Raw genomic sequence first — 17,459 nt, 5'->3', positions numbered from 1 at the left:
TTTACCGCGCGGGATAACAACATCAATACCCGTGCCACATGGGACTGGGCAAATGGTCAGCTTGCCGCGCGGGATGACAATATTAACACCCGCTCGACATGGCAATGGGTGAATCAGCGTATAGATGAAGTGCAGAGCTGGACGTCGCAGAACTTTGTTTCCAGCGTGCAGCTGGGCGCGGTGATTTCCACCTGGTGGCCCGCAGCGGGCGGTGACGCGCCAGCGGGGTATGTATTAACAGGCGGCGACTTTAACGACAATCAGTCTTATGTTCGCTACAAACCCGTTCAGTTCTGGACGCGTGGTGGGTGGGTTAATGCCCAGGGGTAAACATGCAAAATATTAAAAATTTCAGGGTTAAACAGCCAACAGAGCGTGATATTGAAAAGTACGGCGATGCCGCTGCCGGTATACGTTTTTTCGAGTCAGAAGACGGACAGGACTGGTATGAGTGCCAGTCGCTTTTTGCGGATAACACGATAAAAATCATGTACGACAGCGAGAATATTATTCGCTCCGTCATTGATAAGCCTGTGCCGGAACGCGGCGACATTTATGCCATATCGTTGTTTTCCCCTGAGGGGATGAGCGTTACGGAAATCGAGGGGAAATTGCCGGAGGGCTTCAGCATCAGGCGCGGTGAGTGGGCATTTGACGGTAAAAAAGTTGTTCCCCGCAAACTGAGTGCGGATGAGTTAAAAGGGCAGGCGCAGAAAACCAAATCAGGACTTCTCAGTGAGGCGACCGACGCTATAGCACCGCTGCAGGATGCGGCCGATATTGAGATTGCCACTGACGAAGAGTTACAGAAGCTCAAGGCCTGGAAAACTTATCGCGTCATACTGAATCGCCTTGATGTGAGTGCCGCGCCAGATATTACCTGGCCGGAACTTCCTGCCTGATAAAAGCGCTCCCGGCCGGGGGCGTTTTTCTTTTCCCGGTTGTGCCACCGACAGCAAAACCCCGACCGCTCGCGCCCTGCTGCCCCACGGCAGAAAATATCACTCACCCAAACACCACGGAGTAAACCGGATGAGTGACTCTCACCACGGCGTCCAGGTCGTCGAAGTTAATGACGGCACGCGCGTTATTTCCACCGTTTCAACGGCCATCACTGGCATGGTCTGCACCGCCAGTGATGCAGACGAAAAAACCTTCCCGCTCAATGAGCCGGTGCTGATTACCCGGGTGCAGGACGCCATTGCCAGAGCCGGTAAAAAAGGTACCCTGGCCGCTTCCCTGCAGGCTATCGCCGACCAGGCCAGCCCGGTTACCGTTGTTGTGCGCGTTGCCGAGGGAACGGGCGACGATGAAGAGGCGGCACAGGCCGAAACAATCTCGAACATCATTGGCTCCACAGATGAGAACGGCAACTACACCGGGCTGAAAGCGCTGCTGACCGCTGAGGCTGTGACCGGCGTTAAACCGCGCATTCTCGGCGTGCCGGGGCTCGATACAAAAGAGGTGGCTTTAGAACTCGGGGCAATTTGCAGGAAGCTCCGCGCATTCGGCTACATCAGCGCCCGGGGATGCAAAACAGTGTCTGATGCCATTAAGTACCGCGAGAACTTCAACCAGCGTGAATTAATGCTTATCTGGCCTGACTTTATCGCCTGGGATGCTGTCACCGGTACCAGCGTCACGGCTTACGCCACCGCCCGCGCAATGGGGCTGCGTGCTTACATCGACCAGACCGTCGGCTGGCATAAAACCCTGTCAAACGTTGGCGTCCAGGGGGTGACCGGCATCAGTGCATCCGTATTCTGGGATTTGCAGGAGTCCGGCACCGACGCTGACCTGCTGAACGCTGCCGGGGTAACCACACTGATCCGCAAGGACGGTTTCCGGTTCTGGGGTAACCGCTGCTGCTCTGACGACCCTCTATTCCTTTTCGAAAACTACACCCGCACCGCGCAGGTTATCGCCGACACGATGGCCGGGGGGCATATGTGGGCGGTTGATAAACCGGTCACGCCGGTCTTAATCAGGGACATTATCGAGGGTATCAACGCCAGATTCCGCGAGATGGCGACCGCCGGTTATATCGTCGGCGCTAGCTGCTGGTTTGACGAAAGCGCCAATGACAAAGAGAGCCTGAAGGCCGGAAAACTCATTCTGGATTATGACTATACGCCGGTACCGCCTCTCGAAAACCTAACCCTGCGCCAGCGTATTACCGACAAGTACCTCGCGAACCTGGTCTCAGCGGTCAACAGTTAAGGAGCCTGAATAAATGGCAATGCCACGCACCCTGAAATTGATGAATGTATTCATCAATGGCTTTAGCTATCTCGGCGTTATGAGCTCACTGACGCTGCCGAAACTGACCCGCAAACTGGAGATGTATCGCGGCGGCGGGATGAACGGCGCAGCCCCGATAGATTTTGGTCTGGACGATGACGCGCTTTCAATGGAGCTGGGCCTCGGCGGCTTCCCGGATGAGGCGCTCTGGTCGCTGTATGGGGCCGTGGGTAGCGGTGAGCTGCTGCGCTATGCAGGCTCATATCAGCGCGACGACACCGGCGAAACCGTGCCGGTTGAGGTGGTGACCCGTTTCAAAATGAAGGAAATCGACACCGGCGAAAACAAACAGGGTGAGAAAACCGAGAGCAAGCTGTCGGTTATCTGCACCTATTACAAACTCACCATCAACGGGAAAGCGCTCGTTGAAATCGACGTGCTGAACGGTACTGAAAAAGTAAACGGCGTCGACAGACTGGAACAACACCGCCGTAATATCGGCCTGATTTAACCCCAACACCGGTGGGTAACCCTCGCCGGTTATTACCCAAATTTTGACGACAGAGAGCAAAGACCATGAGCAAAGTAAAAGCCGCCGCCGAAGTAAAAAACACCGACAGCATTGTCACCCTGGAAAATCCGATTAAACGCGGTGAGCAGGTAATCGAGTCCATCACCCTGATTAAACCCAATACCGGGATGCTGCGCGGCGTATCGCTGGCTGACGTGGCAAACTCTGATGTGAATGCCCTGATTAAAGTGTTGCCGCGCATGACTTACCCAAATCTTACCGAGCAGGAAGTCGCGGCGCTTGAGCTGCCGGATATTCTGGCACTGGCCGGTAAGGTGGTTGGTTTTTTGGCACCGAATGCGGTGGCTTAACATTCCCTGAAAATTTCTCGGTCGACGATCTTATCGCGGATATCGCGGTGATTTTTCACTGGCCGCCATCCGAGCTTTATCCGATGAGCGTGACCGAGCTCCTTTTGTGGCGCGATAAAGCGCTCCAGCGAAGCGGAAACACGAATGAGTAATAACGTTAAGTTACAGGTGTTACTCAAGGCTGTTGACCTGGCGACCCGCCCGTTTAAATCCATCCAGACAGCAAGCAAATCGCTGTCTGGTGATATCCGGGATTCACAAAAATCCTTACGTGAGCTGAACGGGCAGGCCTCAAAAATTGAGGGGTTCCGTAAGGCCAGCAAGCAGCTTGCGGTCACCGGTCAGGCTTTGAAGCAGGCAAAACAGGAAGCCACTGCGCTGGCTGTCCAGTTTAACAATACCGAACAACCCACACGAGCGCAGGCACGTGCGATGGAGATCGCACAAAAGAATGCAGCAGACCTCAAGCTTAAATACAACGGCCTCCGGCAATCCGTCCAGCGCCAGCGGCAGGAGCTCGCGCAGGCCGGTATAAATACCCGCACCCTCGCGAGCGATGAGCGCCGCCTGAAAAACTCCCTCAGCGAGACAACCACGCAGCTTAACCGCCAGCGTGAAGCACTGGCGTGGGTCAGCGCGCAGCAGGCCAGACTCAACGCCGTGAAACAGCGCTATCAATCCGGCAAGGAGCTCGCTGGAAGTGCGGCCGCCGTGGGTGCTGCCGGGGTCGGTATCGCCACGGCGGGAACGATGGCCGGTGTGAAGCTGCTGATGCCAGGCTATGACTTTGCACAGAAAAACTCTGAGCTGCAGGCCGTACTCGGGGTGGATAAACAATCCCCGGAAATGCAGGCGCTACGCAAACAGGCGCGCCAGCTCGGGGACAACACCGCCGCCTCTGCCGACGATGCGGCTGGAGCCCAAATTGTTATCGCTAAAGCGGGTGGTGATGCTGCCGCCATCCAGGCTGCAACGCCGGTTACGCTTAATATGGCGCTGGCTAACCGTCGCTCGATGGAAGAAAACGCGCAACTGCTGTTAGGTACAAAGGCGGCTTTCCAGCTTTCAAACGGGGATGTAAGCCATATTGGCGACATTCTGTCGGCGACAATGAACAAGTCGGCGGCAGATTTTCAGGGTCTCAGTGATGCCCTGACATACCTGGGCCCGGTAGCAAGAACGGCGGGAGTAAGCCTTGAGCAGGCGGCCGCAATGGCGGGGGTTCTGCACGATAACAACGTCAAAGGCTCGATGGCCGGTACGGGGAGTAGTGCCGTAGTTACCAGACTGCAGGCACCAACAGGCAAGGCATGGACTGCGCTTAAAGAGCTGGGAGTAAAAACATCAGACAGCAAAGGCAACATGCGTCCGATTTTTACGATCCTCAAAGAAATTCAGGCCAGCTTCAACAAAAACAAATTAGGAAACGCGCAGCAAGGCGAGTACCTAAAAACAATATTCGGCGAGGAAGCGCTTAAATCATCAAACGTCTTACTGGCCGCCGCAGCCAGCGGCAAGCTTGACCAACTGACCGCCGCTCTAAAAGGTTCGGACGGCAAAACCGGGGAGCTGGTCAAGGTCATGCAGGATAACCTCGGGGGCGACTTTAAAGAGTTTCAGTCTGCTTATGAGGCGGTCGGCACAGACCTTTTTGACCAACAGAATGACTCTTTGCGCAGTCTGACCCAGGCGGCCACGGGCTATGTGTTAAGGCTCGATAAATGGATAACGGACAATAAAAAGCTCGCACAAACCCTCGGGCTGATTGCCGGTGGCGCGCTGGCACTGATTGGCACCATCGGGGCTATCGGTCTGGTTGCCTGGCCGGTTGTCACCGGTATCAATGCGATCATTGCGGCTGCCGGTTTGCTCGGGACAATTTTCAGCGTGGCAGGAGGGGCAATAGTCACCGCCATCGGGGCGATCACCTGGCCGATTGTCGCAGTGGTGGCGGCCATCGTCGCCGGGGCGCTGCTTATCCGCAAATTCTGGGAGCCCATCAGCGCCGTTTTCGCCGGGGTGGTTGAGGGGCTAAAAGCGGCCTTTGCGCCAGTGGGGGAAATGTTCGCTCCCCTTGTGCCGGTGTTTGACTGGCTGGGAGAGAAATTAAAGGGTATCTGGCAGTGGTTCAAAGACCTGATTGCGCCGGTGAAATCCACTCAGGAAACGCTCGATTTCTGCAAACGTGCCGGGGTGATGTTTGGTCAGGCACTGGCTGATGCCCTGATGTTACCGCTTAACGCCTTTAATAAATTGCGCAGCGGCATTGATTGGGTGCTGGAAAAGCTCGGCGTCATCAACAAGGAATCGGGCGAAATCAATAAAACGGCGGGTGAACTTGCCACCGGCGGGGCAAATGCACCTGGCGGCAGCGGGAGTTATTCGCTTGCCACCGGTGGTGCATACATTCCGGCAACCGCTGGCGGGAATCAGGCTTATCAGCCCATCAGCGCGCCGGGCGGTCGCTCGTATATCGACAACAGCCGGAGCGAGTACAACATTCACCTGCAGGGTGGGGGTATGCCGGAGCGTGACCTCGACCGACAGATGCGCGAAGCGGTGGAAAGAATCGACCGTGAAAAACGCGCTCGCCAGCGATCCAGTATGCAACACGACTGACAGGAGGAATTAACGATGATGCTCGCACTTGGCCTTTTTGTTTTTATGCGTCAGACACTGCCGTATCAGTCGATGCAGTATGATATTAGCTGGCGATGGCCGTCAAACAGCCGCGTAGGTGAGCGCCCGGCGTTTCAGTTCCTCGGCGTGGAGGAGGAAAAAATCACGCTGAGTGGAACGCTTTACCCGGAAATTACCGGCGGCAGAGTCTCGCTACAGGCATTAAAGCTCATGGCTGATGAGGGGAAAGCCTGGTCACTGATTGAGGGGACCGGCACGATTTACGGGATGTTTGTCGTTAACTCGGTGCGTCAGACTAATGCGGAGTTTTTCAGCGACGGCACGGCCAGAAAAATAGATTTTACGCTTGAGCTTACGCGGGTGAATGAATCGCTCGCGAATATGTTCGGGGATATTGGCAAGCAGGCCGAGAGCCTGGTCGGTAAAGCGCGCGATATGGCCGGGGATGTGGCTTCAAAGCCGGGTAACACTGCAGGGGGATTATTCTGATGCTGGATACAATGCTATCTGACGCAGGGGCCACCGCGACACCGGCGTTTTTGCTCAGGCTGGAAAACAAAGACATTACGCAGAACATCAGCGACCGGCTTATCAGTCTGAGCATGACCGACAACCGCGGATTTGAGGCCGACCAGCTCGACATTGAGCTCGACGACAGCGACGGCCTGATTGAGCTCCCGCTGCGTGGTGCTGTGCTGACATTATTCCTCGGATGGAAGGGCCAGCCGCTTATCGGTAAGGGGCAGTTTACGGTCGATGAAATTGAGCACCGGGGGGCGCCGGATGAAGTCACTATCCGGGCACGGAGTGCAGATTTTCGCGGGACGCTGAACTCGCGCCGGGAAGCCTCTTATCACGATACAACCCTGGGGGAAATTGTGGCGACCATTGCCGGGCGTAACAAGCTGGAGCCAGCGGTCGCCGACGTGCTGAAAGGGATTAACATTCCGCACATCGACCAGGCGCAGGAATCCGACGCCAGATTCCTTACCCGCCTTGCTGAGCGGAACGGTGCCGAGGTATCGGTGAAGGCCGGTCGTCTGATGATGCTTAAGGCCGGAAAGGGTGTGACAGCCAGCGGCAAACCGGTCCCGGCAATCATCCTCGAGCGCAGCTCTGGCGACCGTCACAGTTTTGCCATTGCTGACCGGGGTGCATATACCGGCGTGACGGCTAAATGGTTGCACACCAAAGACCCGAAGCCGGAGAAGCAAAAGCAGCAGGTGAAGGTAAAGCGAAAACCCAAAGAGCGGCATTTACGCGCGCTGGAGCACCCGAAAGCGACGCCGGTGAGTAAGGCAAAGAAGGTCAGGGAGCAAGAAGCCCGCGAAGGGGAATACATGACCGGCACGGAGGATAATGTTTTTGCTCTGACAACGGTCTATGCGACAAAAGCGCAGGCTATGCGCGCCGCCCAGGCGAAATGGGACAAGCTGCAAAGAGGTGTTGCGGAGTTTTCTGTTTCGCTGGCGCTGGGGCGTGCTGATATCTACCCGGAAACCCCGGCGCGTGTATCGGGTTTTAAGCGCGTCATAGACGAGCAGGACTGGACAATAACAAAGGTTACCCACTCGCTAACCAATAGCGGCTACACGACGGGCTTAGAGCTTGAGGTGAGGTTAAGAGATGTTGATTACGAAGTGGAAGGTGAAGTTCAAAAAGGCAAACAATAACTTGCAAATGCAAGATGCAGAGTTATCATTCCCAACATATCAGCGCAAGGGGGAATACAACAAATGATGCACTGCCCATTATGCCTAAACTCAGCACACGCTAGATCCAGCCGTTATTTGAGCCGCGAGACAAAAGAAAGATATCACCAATGCCAAAACCTTAACTGTGGATGCACATTCGTTACTCATGAATCACTTGCAAGATACATTGTTAAGCCTGGTGAAGTTAACCCAGCCCCACCCCACCCAACCAGAACCGGCCAACAAATACTGTGGATGTGAGAAAAGACCTGCGAAAGCAGGTTTTTTATATCTATAGATATGGGCGATGGTGGACAAAAAGGTAATCTGTGTGGGCATTATGTGGACACGAAAAATTAAAAAGGGGCCGGATAATTTCCAACCCCTTGTTTCACTTTAATTTTCTGGATGTCGCCTGAACAAATACTATTTAAGACGCTCTTTGATACGAGCAGACTTACCGGTACGCTCACGCAGGTAGTACAGTTTAGCTTTACGAACGGCACCACGACGTTTAACAGTAATGCTGTCGATTACTGGGGAGTGAGTCTGGAATACACGCTCAACACCTTCGCCGTTGGAAATTTTACGAACAGTGAATGCAGAGTGCAGACCGCGGTTACGGATAGCGATAACCACGCCCTCAAATGCCTGCAGACGTTTTTTAGAACCTTCAACGACCCATACTTTCACTTCCACGGAGTCGCCCGGACGGAAGGAAGGTACATCCTGTTTCATCTGTTCTTGTTCAAGTTGCTTAATAATATTGCTCATAATTTAATCTCTTATCCTGGGTAAACTGATATATCCCCGTCATATTTGAAGCTGCATCTGCGCTGGCTGCTCTCCTTCACCCGAATCACTTACCAAAGTAAGCTCATCGGGATTCACTCGCTTGCCATCTTGCTGCAACGCCAACTATTTAGGGGCTTTGGGAAGGATTAACCTTGCCCATCATGTTTATGTTGCTGTTGCGTATGTTCTTTTTTGAACTCCGCCAGCAACCTTGCTTGCTCTTCAGTCAGAGCCAGGTTTTCCAAAAGTTCAGGTCTTCTAAGCCAGGTTCGGCCCAGCGACTGTTTCAGGCGCCAACGGCGAATCTCCGCATGGTTCCCCGACAGTAATACCGCCGGTACTTCCATGCCATCCAACACTTCAGGACGGGTATAGTGAGGGCAATCCAGCAACCCCTCAGCAAACGAATCTTCGGTTGCCGAAGCTTCATGTCCCAGCACGCCCGGAATAAACCGGGAGACTGAGTCAATCAGCGTCATCGCTGGCAGCTCACCGCCGCTGAGAACGTAATCGCCGATTGACCATTCTTCGTCAATTTCGGTTTGGATCACGCGCTCATCGATCCCTTCGTAACGGCCGCAAACCAGAATTAACTTCTCGTTCGTTGCCAGTTCACTGACGCCCGCTTGATCAAGCTTGCGCCCCTGAGGTGAAAGATAGATAACCTTAGCACCTTCCCCTGCCGCCGCTTTCGCTGCGTGGATGGCTTCCCGTAAAGGATTCACCATCATCAGCATTCCCGGTCCGCCGCCGTAAGGACGATCGTCCACGGTACGGTGCCGGTCATAGGTGAAGTCACGCGGACTCCAGCTTTGAATGCTTAGCAGGCCATTTTTTACTGCCCGGCCAGTTACCCCGTAATCGGTAATTGCGCGGAACATCTCAGGAAACAGGCTAACGACACCAATAAACACAAGCCAATCCCCACTATGCTAGCGACTACCGTATGATTTCGGAGTTTTAAAAACCAGGATCCCAATCTACTTCAATGGTTTGAGTAGCGAGATCGACTTTCTTGATAACCTGCCCATCGAGGAACGGAACCAGCCGCTCCTTGATGCCAAATGCATCCTTCAGGTTTGCCTTGATGACGAGAACGTCATTCGAGCCGGTTTCCATCATATCGATGACTTTACCGAGCTGGTACCCCTGAGTGGTCACTACCTGGCAGCCCATAAGGTCTTTCCAGTAATAGTCACCTGCGTCAAGAGCCGGCAGTTGCGTTGAATCCACGACAATTTCGCAATTGGTCAGAAGATTCGCGGCATCCCGATCGTCAACGCCTTGCAGCTTGATGACCAGATCCTGATTGTGGTGCTTCCAGCTTTCCAGCTGTACTTGCTGCCACTGACCGCCGCGCTGGATAAACCAGGGCTGGTAGTCAAAAATGCTTTCGGCGTCTTCGGTGGAGGAAAACACTCTGAGCCAACCACGAATACCGTAGGAGGAGCCCATCTTGCCCAACACAATTGGGTTAACAGGAGCCTGTGCGGCGAGTTGCTTGCTCATCATGACCACCGTGACAGATTAAGCTGCTTTCTTAGCTTCTTTGATCAGCGTAGCAACGCGATCAGAAACGGTTGCGCCCTGGCCAACCCAATGCGCTACGCGATCCAGATCCAGGCGAACGCCTTCTTCTTTCTCGTTAGCGATAGGGTTGAAGAAACCAACGCGCTCAATGAAGCGACCGTTACGTGCATTACGGCTATCAGTAACGACAACCTGGTAGAACGGACGCTTTTTAGCGCCGTGACGTGCTAAACGAATAGTTACCATAACATCCTCTTTAGTGAATAAAACGCCGGGCCCCATCGAGGGATGGAGCCCGGTGTCATATTAAAAGCCCGAAAATTTTACTGATTTCTGGGGAAAATGCAATCAGCAGTTAATCACTCTGCTATAAAAGGCCGTTGGCGTTGCAGCCAGTTTTGTGTCGGCGTACGCGCAGTCACCGGAGCGTACACGCAGTACGTGAGGATGACGAGCACACCCCGGCGCAAAAATGGCAAATAAGCCAGGCCTCTAAAAATTAGCGGCCAGGGAAGCCAGGCGGCATCATGCCCTTCATGCCACGCATCATTTTGGCCATTCCGCCTTTCTTCATTTTCTTCATCATGCGCTGCATGTCGTCAAACTGCTTCAGCAAGCGGTTAACGTCCTGCACCTGCATGCCGGAACCCTGCGCGATACGGCGCTTCCGGGAACCTTTAATGATCTCCGGCTGCGCGCGTTCTTTCAGCGTCATCGAGCTGATAATCGCCTCCATGCGCACCAGCACCTTGTCGTCCATCTGGGATTTGACGTTGTCCGGCAGCTGGCCCATGCCCGGCAGCTTGCTCATCATGCTCGCCATACCGCCCATGTTCTTCATCTGCTTAAGCTGCTCGAGGAAGTCAGTAAGGTCGAAGCCATCGCCTTTTTTCAGCTTGCTGGCAAGTTTCTCAGCCTGCGCACGGTCAACCTTGCTTTCAATATCTTCAATCAGCGACAGCACGTCGCCCATGCCGAGGATACGGGAAGCGATACGGTCCGGGTGGAACGGCTCCAGCGCTTCGGTTTTCTCGCCAACGCCGAGGAACTTGATTGGTTTGCCGGTGATATGGCGAATCGACAGCGCCGCACCGCCGCGGGCATCACCGTCCACTTTCGTCAGCACTACGCCGGTCAGCGGCAGCGCTTCGTTGAACGCCTTCGCGGTATTTGCCGCATCCTGACCGGTCATTGCATCGACCACAAACAGCGTTTCTACCGGTTTAATCGCGGCATGAACCTGTTTGATTTCGTCCATCATCGCTTCATCAACGTGCAGACGGCCGGCGGTATCCACCAGCAGCACGTCGTAGAACTTCAGCTTCGCTTCCTTCAGCGCGGCGTTAACGATGTCGACAGGTTTTTGCTGCGCGTCGGACGGGAAGAAATCCACCTCAACCTGCTGGGCCAGGGTTTCCAGCTGTTTAATCGCCGCAGGGCGATAAACGTCCGCCGACACCACTAACACTTTTTTCTTCTGCTTTTCGCGCAGGAACTTACCTAACTTACCGACGCTGGTCGTTTTACCGGCACCCTGCAGGCCCGCCATCAGCACAACGGCCGGCGGCTGTGCCGCAAGGTTAAGGCTGCTGTTCTCTTCGCCCATCGCAGAAACCAGTTCAGCGCGAACGATTTTGACGAACTCCTGGCCCGGCGTCAGGCTTTTGTTAACTTCATGACCAACCGCTTTTTCTTTTACGCGGTTGATAAAATCACGCACCACCGGTAGCGCAACGTCCGCTTCCAGCAGCGCCATGCGCACTTCGCGCAGCGTCTCTTTAACGTTTTCTTCGGTTAGCCGCCCACGGCCGCTAATATTGCGCAGGGTACGCGACAGACGGTCTGTTAAATTATCAAACATGGTATTTTGCCTAACGTGGTAACTGGGGCCGCAGCTCGCGACACAAAACTGAATTTGGCGGATTATATCATGAAGCCGCCTCGGGTGTGATCCAACGGTTGGAGCAGGCGACAGGTAACGTTATACTGACTTTTTCGTTCTCTGGCCAATTTGACCGACACCTTAATATGCCCGTTTTCGCCATTCTTGCGCTTGTAGCCTACTCCGTCAGCCTCGCGCTGATCATTCCCGGTCTTCTGCGGAAGAACAGCGGATGGCGTCGCTTTGCCATTTTGTCCGCAGCCATTGCGCTGGTTAGCCATGCGCTGGCGCTGGAAGCCAGATTCTTCACCGTTGACGGTGGGCAAAATCTTAGCTTGCTGAACGTGGGTTCCCTCGTCAGCCTGATGATTTGTACGGTGATGACAATTGTCGCCTCCCGCAATCGCGGCTGGCTACTGTTGCCTATAGTTTACGCCTTCGCGCTGATAAATCTGGCACTGGCGACCTTTATGCCCAACGAATTTATCACCCATCTCGAAGCAACGCCGGGAATGATGGTGCATATCGGTCTGTCGCTCTTCTCCTATGCGACGCTGATTATCGCCGCGCTCTACGCTTTACAGCTGGCGTGGATTGACTACCAGCTGAAGAACAAAAAGCTGGCGTTCAGTGCAGAAATGCCGCCGCTGATGGTGATTGAACGTAAGATGTTTCATATCACTCAGGTCGGCGTTGTGCTCCTGACGCTGACGCTATGCACTGGCCTGTTCTACATGAAAAATCTCTTCAGCATGGAGAACGTCGATAAAGCCGTCCTGTCGATTCTCGCGTGGTTTGTTTACGTCATTTTGCTGTGGGGGCACTATCATGAAGGATGGCGCGGTCGCCGCGTTGTCTGGTTTAACGTTGCCGGGGCGGGTATTTTAACCCTCGCCTATTTCGGCAGCCGTGTCCTGCAACAGTTCGTTAGCTAACCTCTTCTCTTTAAAGGAAACTGCTTTTGGAACACATCTCAACCACCACGCTGATCGTTACCCTGATCATCATGGTGGTGGTGTCCGCGTACTTCTCCGGTTCGGAAACTGGCATGATGACGCTAAACCGCTACCGCCTGCGCCACATGGCCAAACAGGGTAATCGGGCAGCGAAGCGTGTCGAAAAACTGCTGCGTAAGCCGGATCGCCTCATTAGTCTGGTGCTTATCGGTAACAACCTGGTCAATATTCTGGCTTCCGCCCTGGCAACCATCGTCGGTATCCGCCTATACGGCAACGCAGGCGTGGCGATTGCCACCGGCGTGCTGACCTTCGTGGTGTTGGTGTTTGCCGAGGTTCTGCCAAAAACCATCGCAGCGCTCTATCCGGAAAAAGTAGCGTATCCGAGCAGCCTGCTGCTTGGCCCGCTGCAGTTCCTGATGATGCCGTTAGTCTGGCTACTGAATACCATTACCCGCCTGCTGATGCGCATGGTCGGCATTAAGGTCGATAACATCATCAGTACAGCGCTAAGCAAAGATGAACTACGCACCATCGTGCATGAATCTCGCTCGCAAATGTCGCGGCGCAATCAGGATATGCTGCTCTCGGTGCTGGATCTGGAAAAGGTCAACGTCGACGACATTATGGTGCCGCGTAACGAAATCGTCGGCATCAATATTAATGACGACTGGAAATCTATTGTCCGCCAGCTCACCCATTCTCCGCACGGGCGCATTGTGCTTTATCGCGATAGCCTGGATGACGCCATCGGCATGCTGCGCGTACGTGAAGCCTACCGCCTTATGACCGAGAAGAAAGAGTTCACCAAAGAGGTGATGTTGCGCTCCGCCGACGAGATTTACTTCGTGCCAGAAGGCACGCCGCTCAGCGTGCAGTTGGTGAAGTTTCAGCGAAACAAAAAGAAAGTCGGCCTGGTGGTGGATGAATACGGAGATATTCAGGGGCTGGTCACGGTAGAGGATATTCTGGAGGAAATCGTTGGCGACTTTACCACGTCGATGTCCCCGACGCTGGCTGAAGAAGTCACGCCGCAAAACGACGGTTCAGTCATTATCGAAGGCAGTGCTAACGTACGTGAACTTAACAAAGCCTTTAACTGGACGCTGCCAGAGGACGATGCGCGAACCATAAACGGAATGATTCTGGAAGAGATTCAGGAGATCCCTGCTCCGGGCACTCGTCTGCGCATCGATCAGTACGATATCGATATTATCGACGTGCAGGGCAATATGATTAAGCAAGTTCGCGTCACGCCCGTGAAACCCCTGCGCCAGAGTGTGGAACAATAATTCTCGGGGTAAACTCTGAAACTGATTGTCGACTATTTTTTAAACGGTTAAAAACACATACACTTCTCTGCGTAAAGGATGATGACTGCTGCGCAGGCAAGCCTGAATTTCAGTGCCTCAGCATTTGATGCGGCTCACCGGAATTTGGGCTTTTTTATTGCCTGAGTGGGACACTATCAACAAGGAAAAGCTATGGACAGAACCCCCCCGCTTCTGCTGGCGACTTTGCTCAGCTCAGCGTTATTCAGCTCGCCACTCTTGGCATGGGAAAAAGATCGCACCTACCCTATCACGCTTCTTCACACCAACGATCATCATGGCCACTTCTGGCAAAACGAGCTGGGGGAATATGGGTTGGCTGCACAGAAAACCCTGGTCGACGAAATCAGGAAACAGGTTAAAAATCAAGGTGGAGTCTTGCTCCTGCTTTCAGGAGGGGATGTCAACACAGGCGTGCCGGAGTCAGATCTGATGTTTGCAGAGCCGGACTTCAAAGGGATGAGTAAGATTGGCTACGACGCAATGGCAATAGGTAACCATGAATTTGACCATTCACTAAAGACACTGCGAAAACAGCAAAAATGGGCCTCCTTCCCTTTTATCTCCGCCAACATTTATAACAAGAAAAGCGGTAAACGCTTGTTCAAACCTTACGCCTTATTTACGCGTCAGAAGATCAAGATTGCCGTTATTGGACTCACCACGCAGGACACGGTGAAATCTGGCCGCCCGCGTCATTTCGACAATATCACCTTCACTTCGCCCACAGATGAAGTACGGCACCTGGTTGAACACCTTAAGAAAAACCAAAAACCAGACATTATCATCGCCGCCACGCATATGGGACATTATGCCCCCAGCAGCGGTGAACACGCAGAAGACGATGTGGACCTGGCTAAAGCGCTGCCGCCCGGCACTCTCGATATCATTGTTGGCGGCCATACCCAGCAAGCACTGTGTATGAACGACTACGGCAAAGAAATTACCGACTACGTGCCAGGAATGCCCTGCAAACCCGATCGCCAAAACGGTACCTGGATTGTTCAGGCAAATGAATGGGGAAGATATGTCGGTCGGGCAGATTTTACCTTCCGCAACGGTGAACTGAAGCTGGTGAATTATCAACTCATCCCGGTGAATCTCAAAAAAGCGGTCAGACCACAGAATGGCGAAGCCCGGTATGCGTTCTTTACCTCAGAGATTCGACAAGATCCCGGAATGATAAAGCTATTAGGGCCGTGGCAGGAAAAAAGTGAGCGGATACTAATGCAGAAAATAGGTGAATTAAAGGGCGAGTTAGTCGGTGACCGTCAGCGCGTGAGAAGCGAACAAACCAACCTTTCTCGGCTTGTACTGACCTCACAGATGGCGCTAACAGGCGCTGACTTTGCGGTGATAAACGGTGGAGGCGTGCGTACCACGCTACATGAAGGAGATATCACGCGAAGAGATACGCTGTTGGTTTTACCGTTCCGAAACCAGGTTGCTTATATCGATCTCACGGGCAAAGAAGCGGCCGACTATATCTCCGCCGTGGCGATTAAGCCTTCAGGAACAGGTTATTACGCCCAGTTTGCCAACGTAACTTTCACGCTTAAAGGGAATAAGGCAAGTGACATCGCCATTAAAGGCAAGGCGATACAGTATGACAAGGTCTATCGTCTCGCCACGCTTGATGCGATTGCAAGCGGGGGTATTGGCTACCCAAGGCTTGATGACAAACCAGGGTATGTCAATACAGGAAAGGGAGATGCCGATACGCTGGCGGACTTCATCCAAACGCATTCGCCAGTCAACAGCGAACAGTGGCAACCCGGCCGCATTCTTTAGTCGAGCACCTGACCGCCCCGATAGCGCCGGGGCGGTCAGTCTCTGCAATGGTTACGCTTTCGCTACGGAAACCATCGCGGCACGAATGGTACGGCCATTCAGGGTATAGCCTTTCTGCATCACCATCAGCACGTTATTTGGTGCAACGTCGGCAGATTCAACCATCGCAATCGCCTGATGCACGTCCGGGTTAAACGGCACGTTAGTCTCGCCCACCACTTCCACGCCGAACTTGCGAACCACATCCAGCATCGACTTCTGGGTCAGCTCAATGCCTTCGATCATTGGGGCTAAATCCGGGTTGGACTTGTCGGCCACTTCCAGAGCACGATCCAGGCTGTCGATAACCGGCAGCAGTTCGTTCACGAACTTCTCCAGTGCGAACTTGTGCGCTTTCTCGATATCCTGTTCGGTACGGCGACGCAGGTTAGCTAAGTCAGCCTGATGGCGAGGCTCGATTTCACGCTCACGCTGCTTGAGTTCAGCCAGCTGAGCCTGCAAATTAGCAATCTGTTCGTCGCGCGGATCCACCACATCGGCACCTTCTACGGCCTCGACTTCTTCGTGCTGGTCCATTGCGATATCTTCCGGGGCTTGCTCGTTAGGTGTTTTCTGTTCTTTACTACTCATGAAATTCTCCGCGTTTTTAGCATTCATCTCGCTGCTTCGCTTATTATGGGGATCAGTTTCAGGGTTTCAAGGGAACCTGTCATATTGTCGCAGGAACGTCTGCGAATAAGGACCACCAGGATAATGAACAAACATTTCAACTGCATCGGTATCGTCGGGCACCCGCGTCACCCCACCGCCCTGACCACGCATGAAATGCTCTATCGCTGGCTGTGCGCCAAAGGTTATGAAGTGATGGTGGAACAGCAAATCGCCCAGGAGCTTAACCTCAAACAGGTAAAAACCGGCACCCTGGCGGAGATTGGCCAGCAGGCTGATTTGGCCGTGGTGGTTGGCGGGGATGGCAACATGCTGGGCGCGGCGCGAGTACTGGCTCGCTATGACATCAAGGTTATCGGCATCAACCGCGGCAATTTAGGCTTCCTGACCGACCTCGACCCGGACAACGCCCAGCAGCAGCTGGCGGACGTGCTCGAGGGGCACTACATTACCGAACGCCGCTTTTTGCTGGAGGCTCAGGTCTGCCAGCACGATACGCCCACGCGCCTCAGTACGGCGATAAACGAAGTGGTGCTGCACCCCGGTAAAGTCGCGCATATGATTGAGTTCGAAGTTTATATCGACGAAATCTTCGCATTTTCACAGCGCTCTGACGGGCTGATTATCTCCACGCCGACCGGCTCAACCGCCTACTCGCTTTCAGCCGGTGGCCCAATCCTGACGCCGTCTTTGGATGCAATAACGCTCGTGCCGATGTTCCCGCATACGCTTTCGGCACGGCCGCTGGTGATTAACAGCAGCAGCACCATTCGTCTGCGTTTTTCCCACATGCGCAGCGACCTTGAAATCAGCTGTGACAGCCAGATTGCGCTGCCCATTCAGGAAGGCGAAGACGTACTGATCCGCCGCTGTGACTACCACCTCAACCTGATTCACCCAAAAGACTACAGTTATTTCAATACATTAAGCTCGAAACTCGGCTGGTCAAAAAAATTATTCTAAAAAATCACCAGGCCACTTTACTGTATATAAAACCAGGTTATACTGTATGAAAACACAGTAACCAAATCGTACTCTAAATATTTCA

At 53.7% G+C, this 17,459-nt stretch carries 19 protein-coding genes and 1 pseudogene; 14 read left to right on the top strand and 6 right to left on the bottom strand.

Annotation, left to right across the window (positions count from 1 at the left end; translation table 11 throughout):
• From VGM55_RS23960 to VGM55_RS23915, 10 genes and pseudogenes are all read left to right on the top strand, one after another.
• A pseudogene (locus tag VGM55_RS23960) lies at nucleotides 1-330 on the top strand (hypothetical protein); the annotation flags it as partial.
• 2 nt (nucleotides 331-332) lie between these two features.
• The gene (locus VGM55_RS23955) at nucleotides 333-902 is read left to right on the top strand and encodes a tail fiber assembly protein (protein ID WP_331636961.1); all 570 of its coding nucleotides are present in this window, start codon (nucleotides 333-335) and stop codon (nucleotides 900-902) included.
• Between the two features lie 130 nt (nucleotides 903-1,032).
• On the top strand, nucleotides 1,033-2,220 hold the full coding sequence (locus tag VGM55_RS23950; RefSeq protein ID WP_331636959.1) for a phage tail sheath protein: 1,188 nt from the start codon (nucleotides 1,033-1,035) through the stop codon (nucleotides 2,218-2,220).
• A gap of 13 nt (nucleotides 2,221-2,233) precedes the next feature.
• Nucleotides 2,234-2,752, top strand: coding sequence for a phage major tail tube protein (locus VGM55_RS23945; protein WP_331636958.1), 519 nt, complete (start codon nucleotides 2,234-2,236; stop codon nucleotides 2,750-2,752).
• 65 nt (nucleotides 2,753-2,817) lie between these two features.
• On the top strand, nucleotides 2,818-3,123 hold the full coding sequence (locus tag VGM55_RS23940) for a phage tail assembly protein (RefSeq protein WP_331636956.1): 306 nt from the start codon (nucleotides 2,818-2,820) through the stop codon (nucleotides 3,121-3,123).
• Nucleotides 3,124-3,155: 32 nt separating this feature from the next.
• Nucleotides 3,156-3,275 (top strand): GpE family phage tail protein, encoded by a 120-nt coding sequence (locus tag VGM55_RS23935; protein WP_331636964.1) that lies wholly within the window; start codon nucleotides 3,156-3,158, stop codon nucleotides 3,273-3,275.
• Complete coding sequence (locus VGM55_RS23930; RefSeq protein WP_331636955.1) at nucleotides 3,268-5,742, top strand: phage tail tape measure protein; 2,475 nt, start codon at nucleotides 3,268-3,270, stop codon at nucleotides 5,740-5,742. Before VGM55_RS23935 ends, VGM55_RS23930 begins: the two co-directional genes overlap by 8 nt.
• Nucleotides 5,743-5,757: 15 nt before the next feature.
• Nucleotides 5,758-6,252, top strand: a complete 495-nt coding sequence (locus VGM55_RS23925; RefSeq protein WP_331636954.1) for a phage tail protein — start codon at nucleotides 5,758-5,760, stop codon at nucleotides 6,250-6,252.
• A complete protein-coding gene (locus tag VGM55_RS23920; protein WP_331636953.1) occupies nucleotides 6,252-7,436 on the top strand; it encodes a phage late control D family protein in 1,185 nt (394 codons plus the stop codon). Before VGM55_RS23925 ends, VGM55_RS23920 begins: the two co-directional genes overlap by 1 nt.
• A 63-nt stretch (nucleotides 7,437-7,499) precedes the next feature.
• On the top strand, nucleotides 7,500-7,718 hold the full coding sequence (locus VGM55_RS23915; RefSeq protein ID WP_331636952.1) for a DNA-binding transcriptional regulator: 219 nt from the start codon (nucleotides 7,500-7,502) through the stop codon (nucleotides 7,716-7,718).
• Nucleotides 7,719-7,883: 165 nt separating this feature from the next.
• On the opposite strand, the gene rplS is transcribed toward VGM55_RS23915, so the two are convergent.
• From rplS to ffh, 5 genes are all read right to left on the bottom strand, one after another.
• A complete protein-coding gene (gene rplS, locus VGM55_RS23910; protein ID WP_331636951.1) occupies nucleotides 7,884-8,231 on the bottom strand; it encodes a 50S ribosomal protein L19 in 348 nt (115 codons plus the stop codon).
• A 167-nt stretch (nucleotides 8,232-8,398) separates the two neighbouring features.
• A complete protein-coding gene (gene trmD, locus VGM55_RS23905) occupies nucleotides 8,399-9,166 on the bottom strand; it encodes a tRNA (guanosine(37)-N1)-methyltransferase TrmD (protein ID WP_038479710.1) in 768 nt (255 codons plus the stop codon).
• Between the two features lie 46 nt (nucleotides 9,167-9,212).
• A complete protein-coding gene (gene rimM, locus VGM55_RS23900) occupies nucleotides 9,213-9,761 on the bottom strand; it encodes a ribosome maturation factor RimM (RefSeq protein WP_038479707.1) in 549 nt (182 codons plus the stop codon).
• A gap of 18 nt (nucleotides 9,762-9,779) precedes the next feature.
• Nucleotides 9,780-10,028 (bottom strand): 30S ribosomal protein S16, encoded by a 249-nt coding sequence (gene rpsP, locus VGM55_RS23895; RefSeq protein ID WP_008458171.1) that lies wholly within the window; start codon nucleotides 10,026-10,028, stop codon nucleotides 9,780-9,782.
• A gap of 253 nt (nucleotides 10,029-10,281) precedes the next feature.
• Complete coding sequence (gene ffh / locus VGM55_RS23890; RefSeq protein ID WP_126355067.1) at nucleotides 10,282-11,643, bottom strand: signal recognition particle protein; 1,362 nt, start codon at nucleotides 11,641-11,643, stop codon at nucleotides 10,282-10,284.
• Nucleotides 11,644-11,810: 167 nt separating this feature from the next.
• On the opposite strand from ffh, the gene VGM55_RS23885 reads away from it, so the two are divergent.
• From VGM55_RS23885 to ushA, 3 genes are all read left to right on the top strand, one after another.
• Complete coding sequence (locus VGM55_RS23885; RefSeq protein ID WP_154189426.1) at nucleotides 11,811-12,599, top strand: cytochrome C assembly family protein; 789 nt, start codon at nucleotides 11,811-11,813, stop codon at nucleotides 12,597-12,599.
• 26 nt (nucleotides 12,600-12,625) lie between these two features.
• A complete protein-coding gene (locus VGM55_RS23880; protein WP_154189425.1) occupies nucleotides 12,626-13,912 on the top strand; it encodes an HlyC/CorC family transporter in 1,287 nt (428 codons plus the stop codon).
• Nucleotides 13,913-14,104: 192 nt separating this feature from the next.
• Nucleotides 14,105-15,742 (top strand): bifunctional UDP-sugar hydrolase/5'-nucleotidase UshA, encoded by a 1,638-nt coding sequence (gene ushA, locus VGM55_RS23875; RefSeq protein ID WP_331636949.1) that lies wholly within the window; start codon nucleotides 14,105-14,107, stop codon nucleotides 15,740-15,742.
• 51 nt (nucleotides 15,743-15,793) lie between these two features.
• Here the strand turns inward: ushA and grpE are convergent, their stop codons facing one another.
• Nucleotides 15,794-16,372 (bottom strand): nucleotide exchange factor GrpE, encoded by a 579-nt coding sequence (gene grpE / locus VGM55_RS23870; protein ID WP_331636948.1) that lies wholly within the window; start codon nucleotides 16,370-16,372, stop codon nucleotides 15,794-15,796.
• Between the two features lie 123 nt (nucleotides 16,373-16,495).
• On the opposite strand from grpE, the gene nadK reads away from it, so the two are divergent.
• Nucleotides 16,496-17,374 (top strand): NAD(+) kinase, encoded by an 879-nt coding sequence (gene nadK, locus VGM55_RS23865; RefSeq protein ID WP_008458177.1) that lies wholly within the window; start codon nucleotides 16,496-16,498, stop codon nucleotides 17,372-17,374.
• Nucleotides 17,375-17,459: the final 85 nt, after the last annotated feature.

Source organism: Cedecea sp. (assembly GCF_036500665.1).
In the GTDB taxonomy this organism is placed as follows: Bacteria; Pseudomonadota; Gammaproteobacteria; order Enterobacterales; family Enterobacteriaceae; genus Cedecea.
Note: the sequence above shows the minus strand (reverse complement) of the source record. Positions and strands in the feature narration are given on the sequence as shown.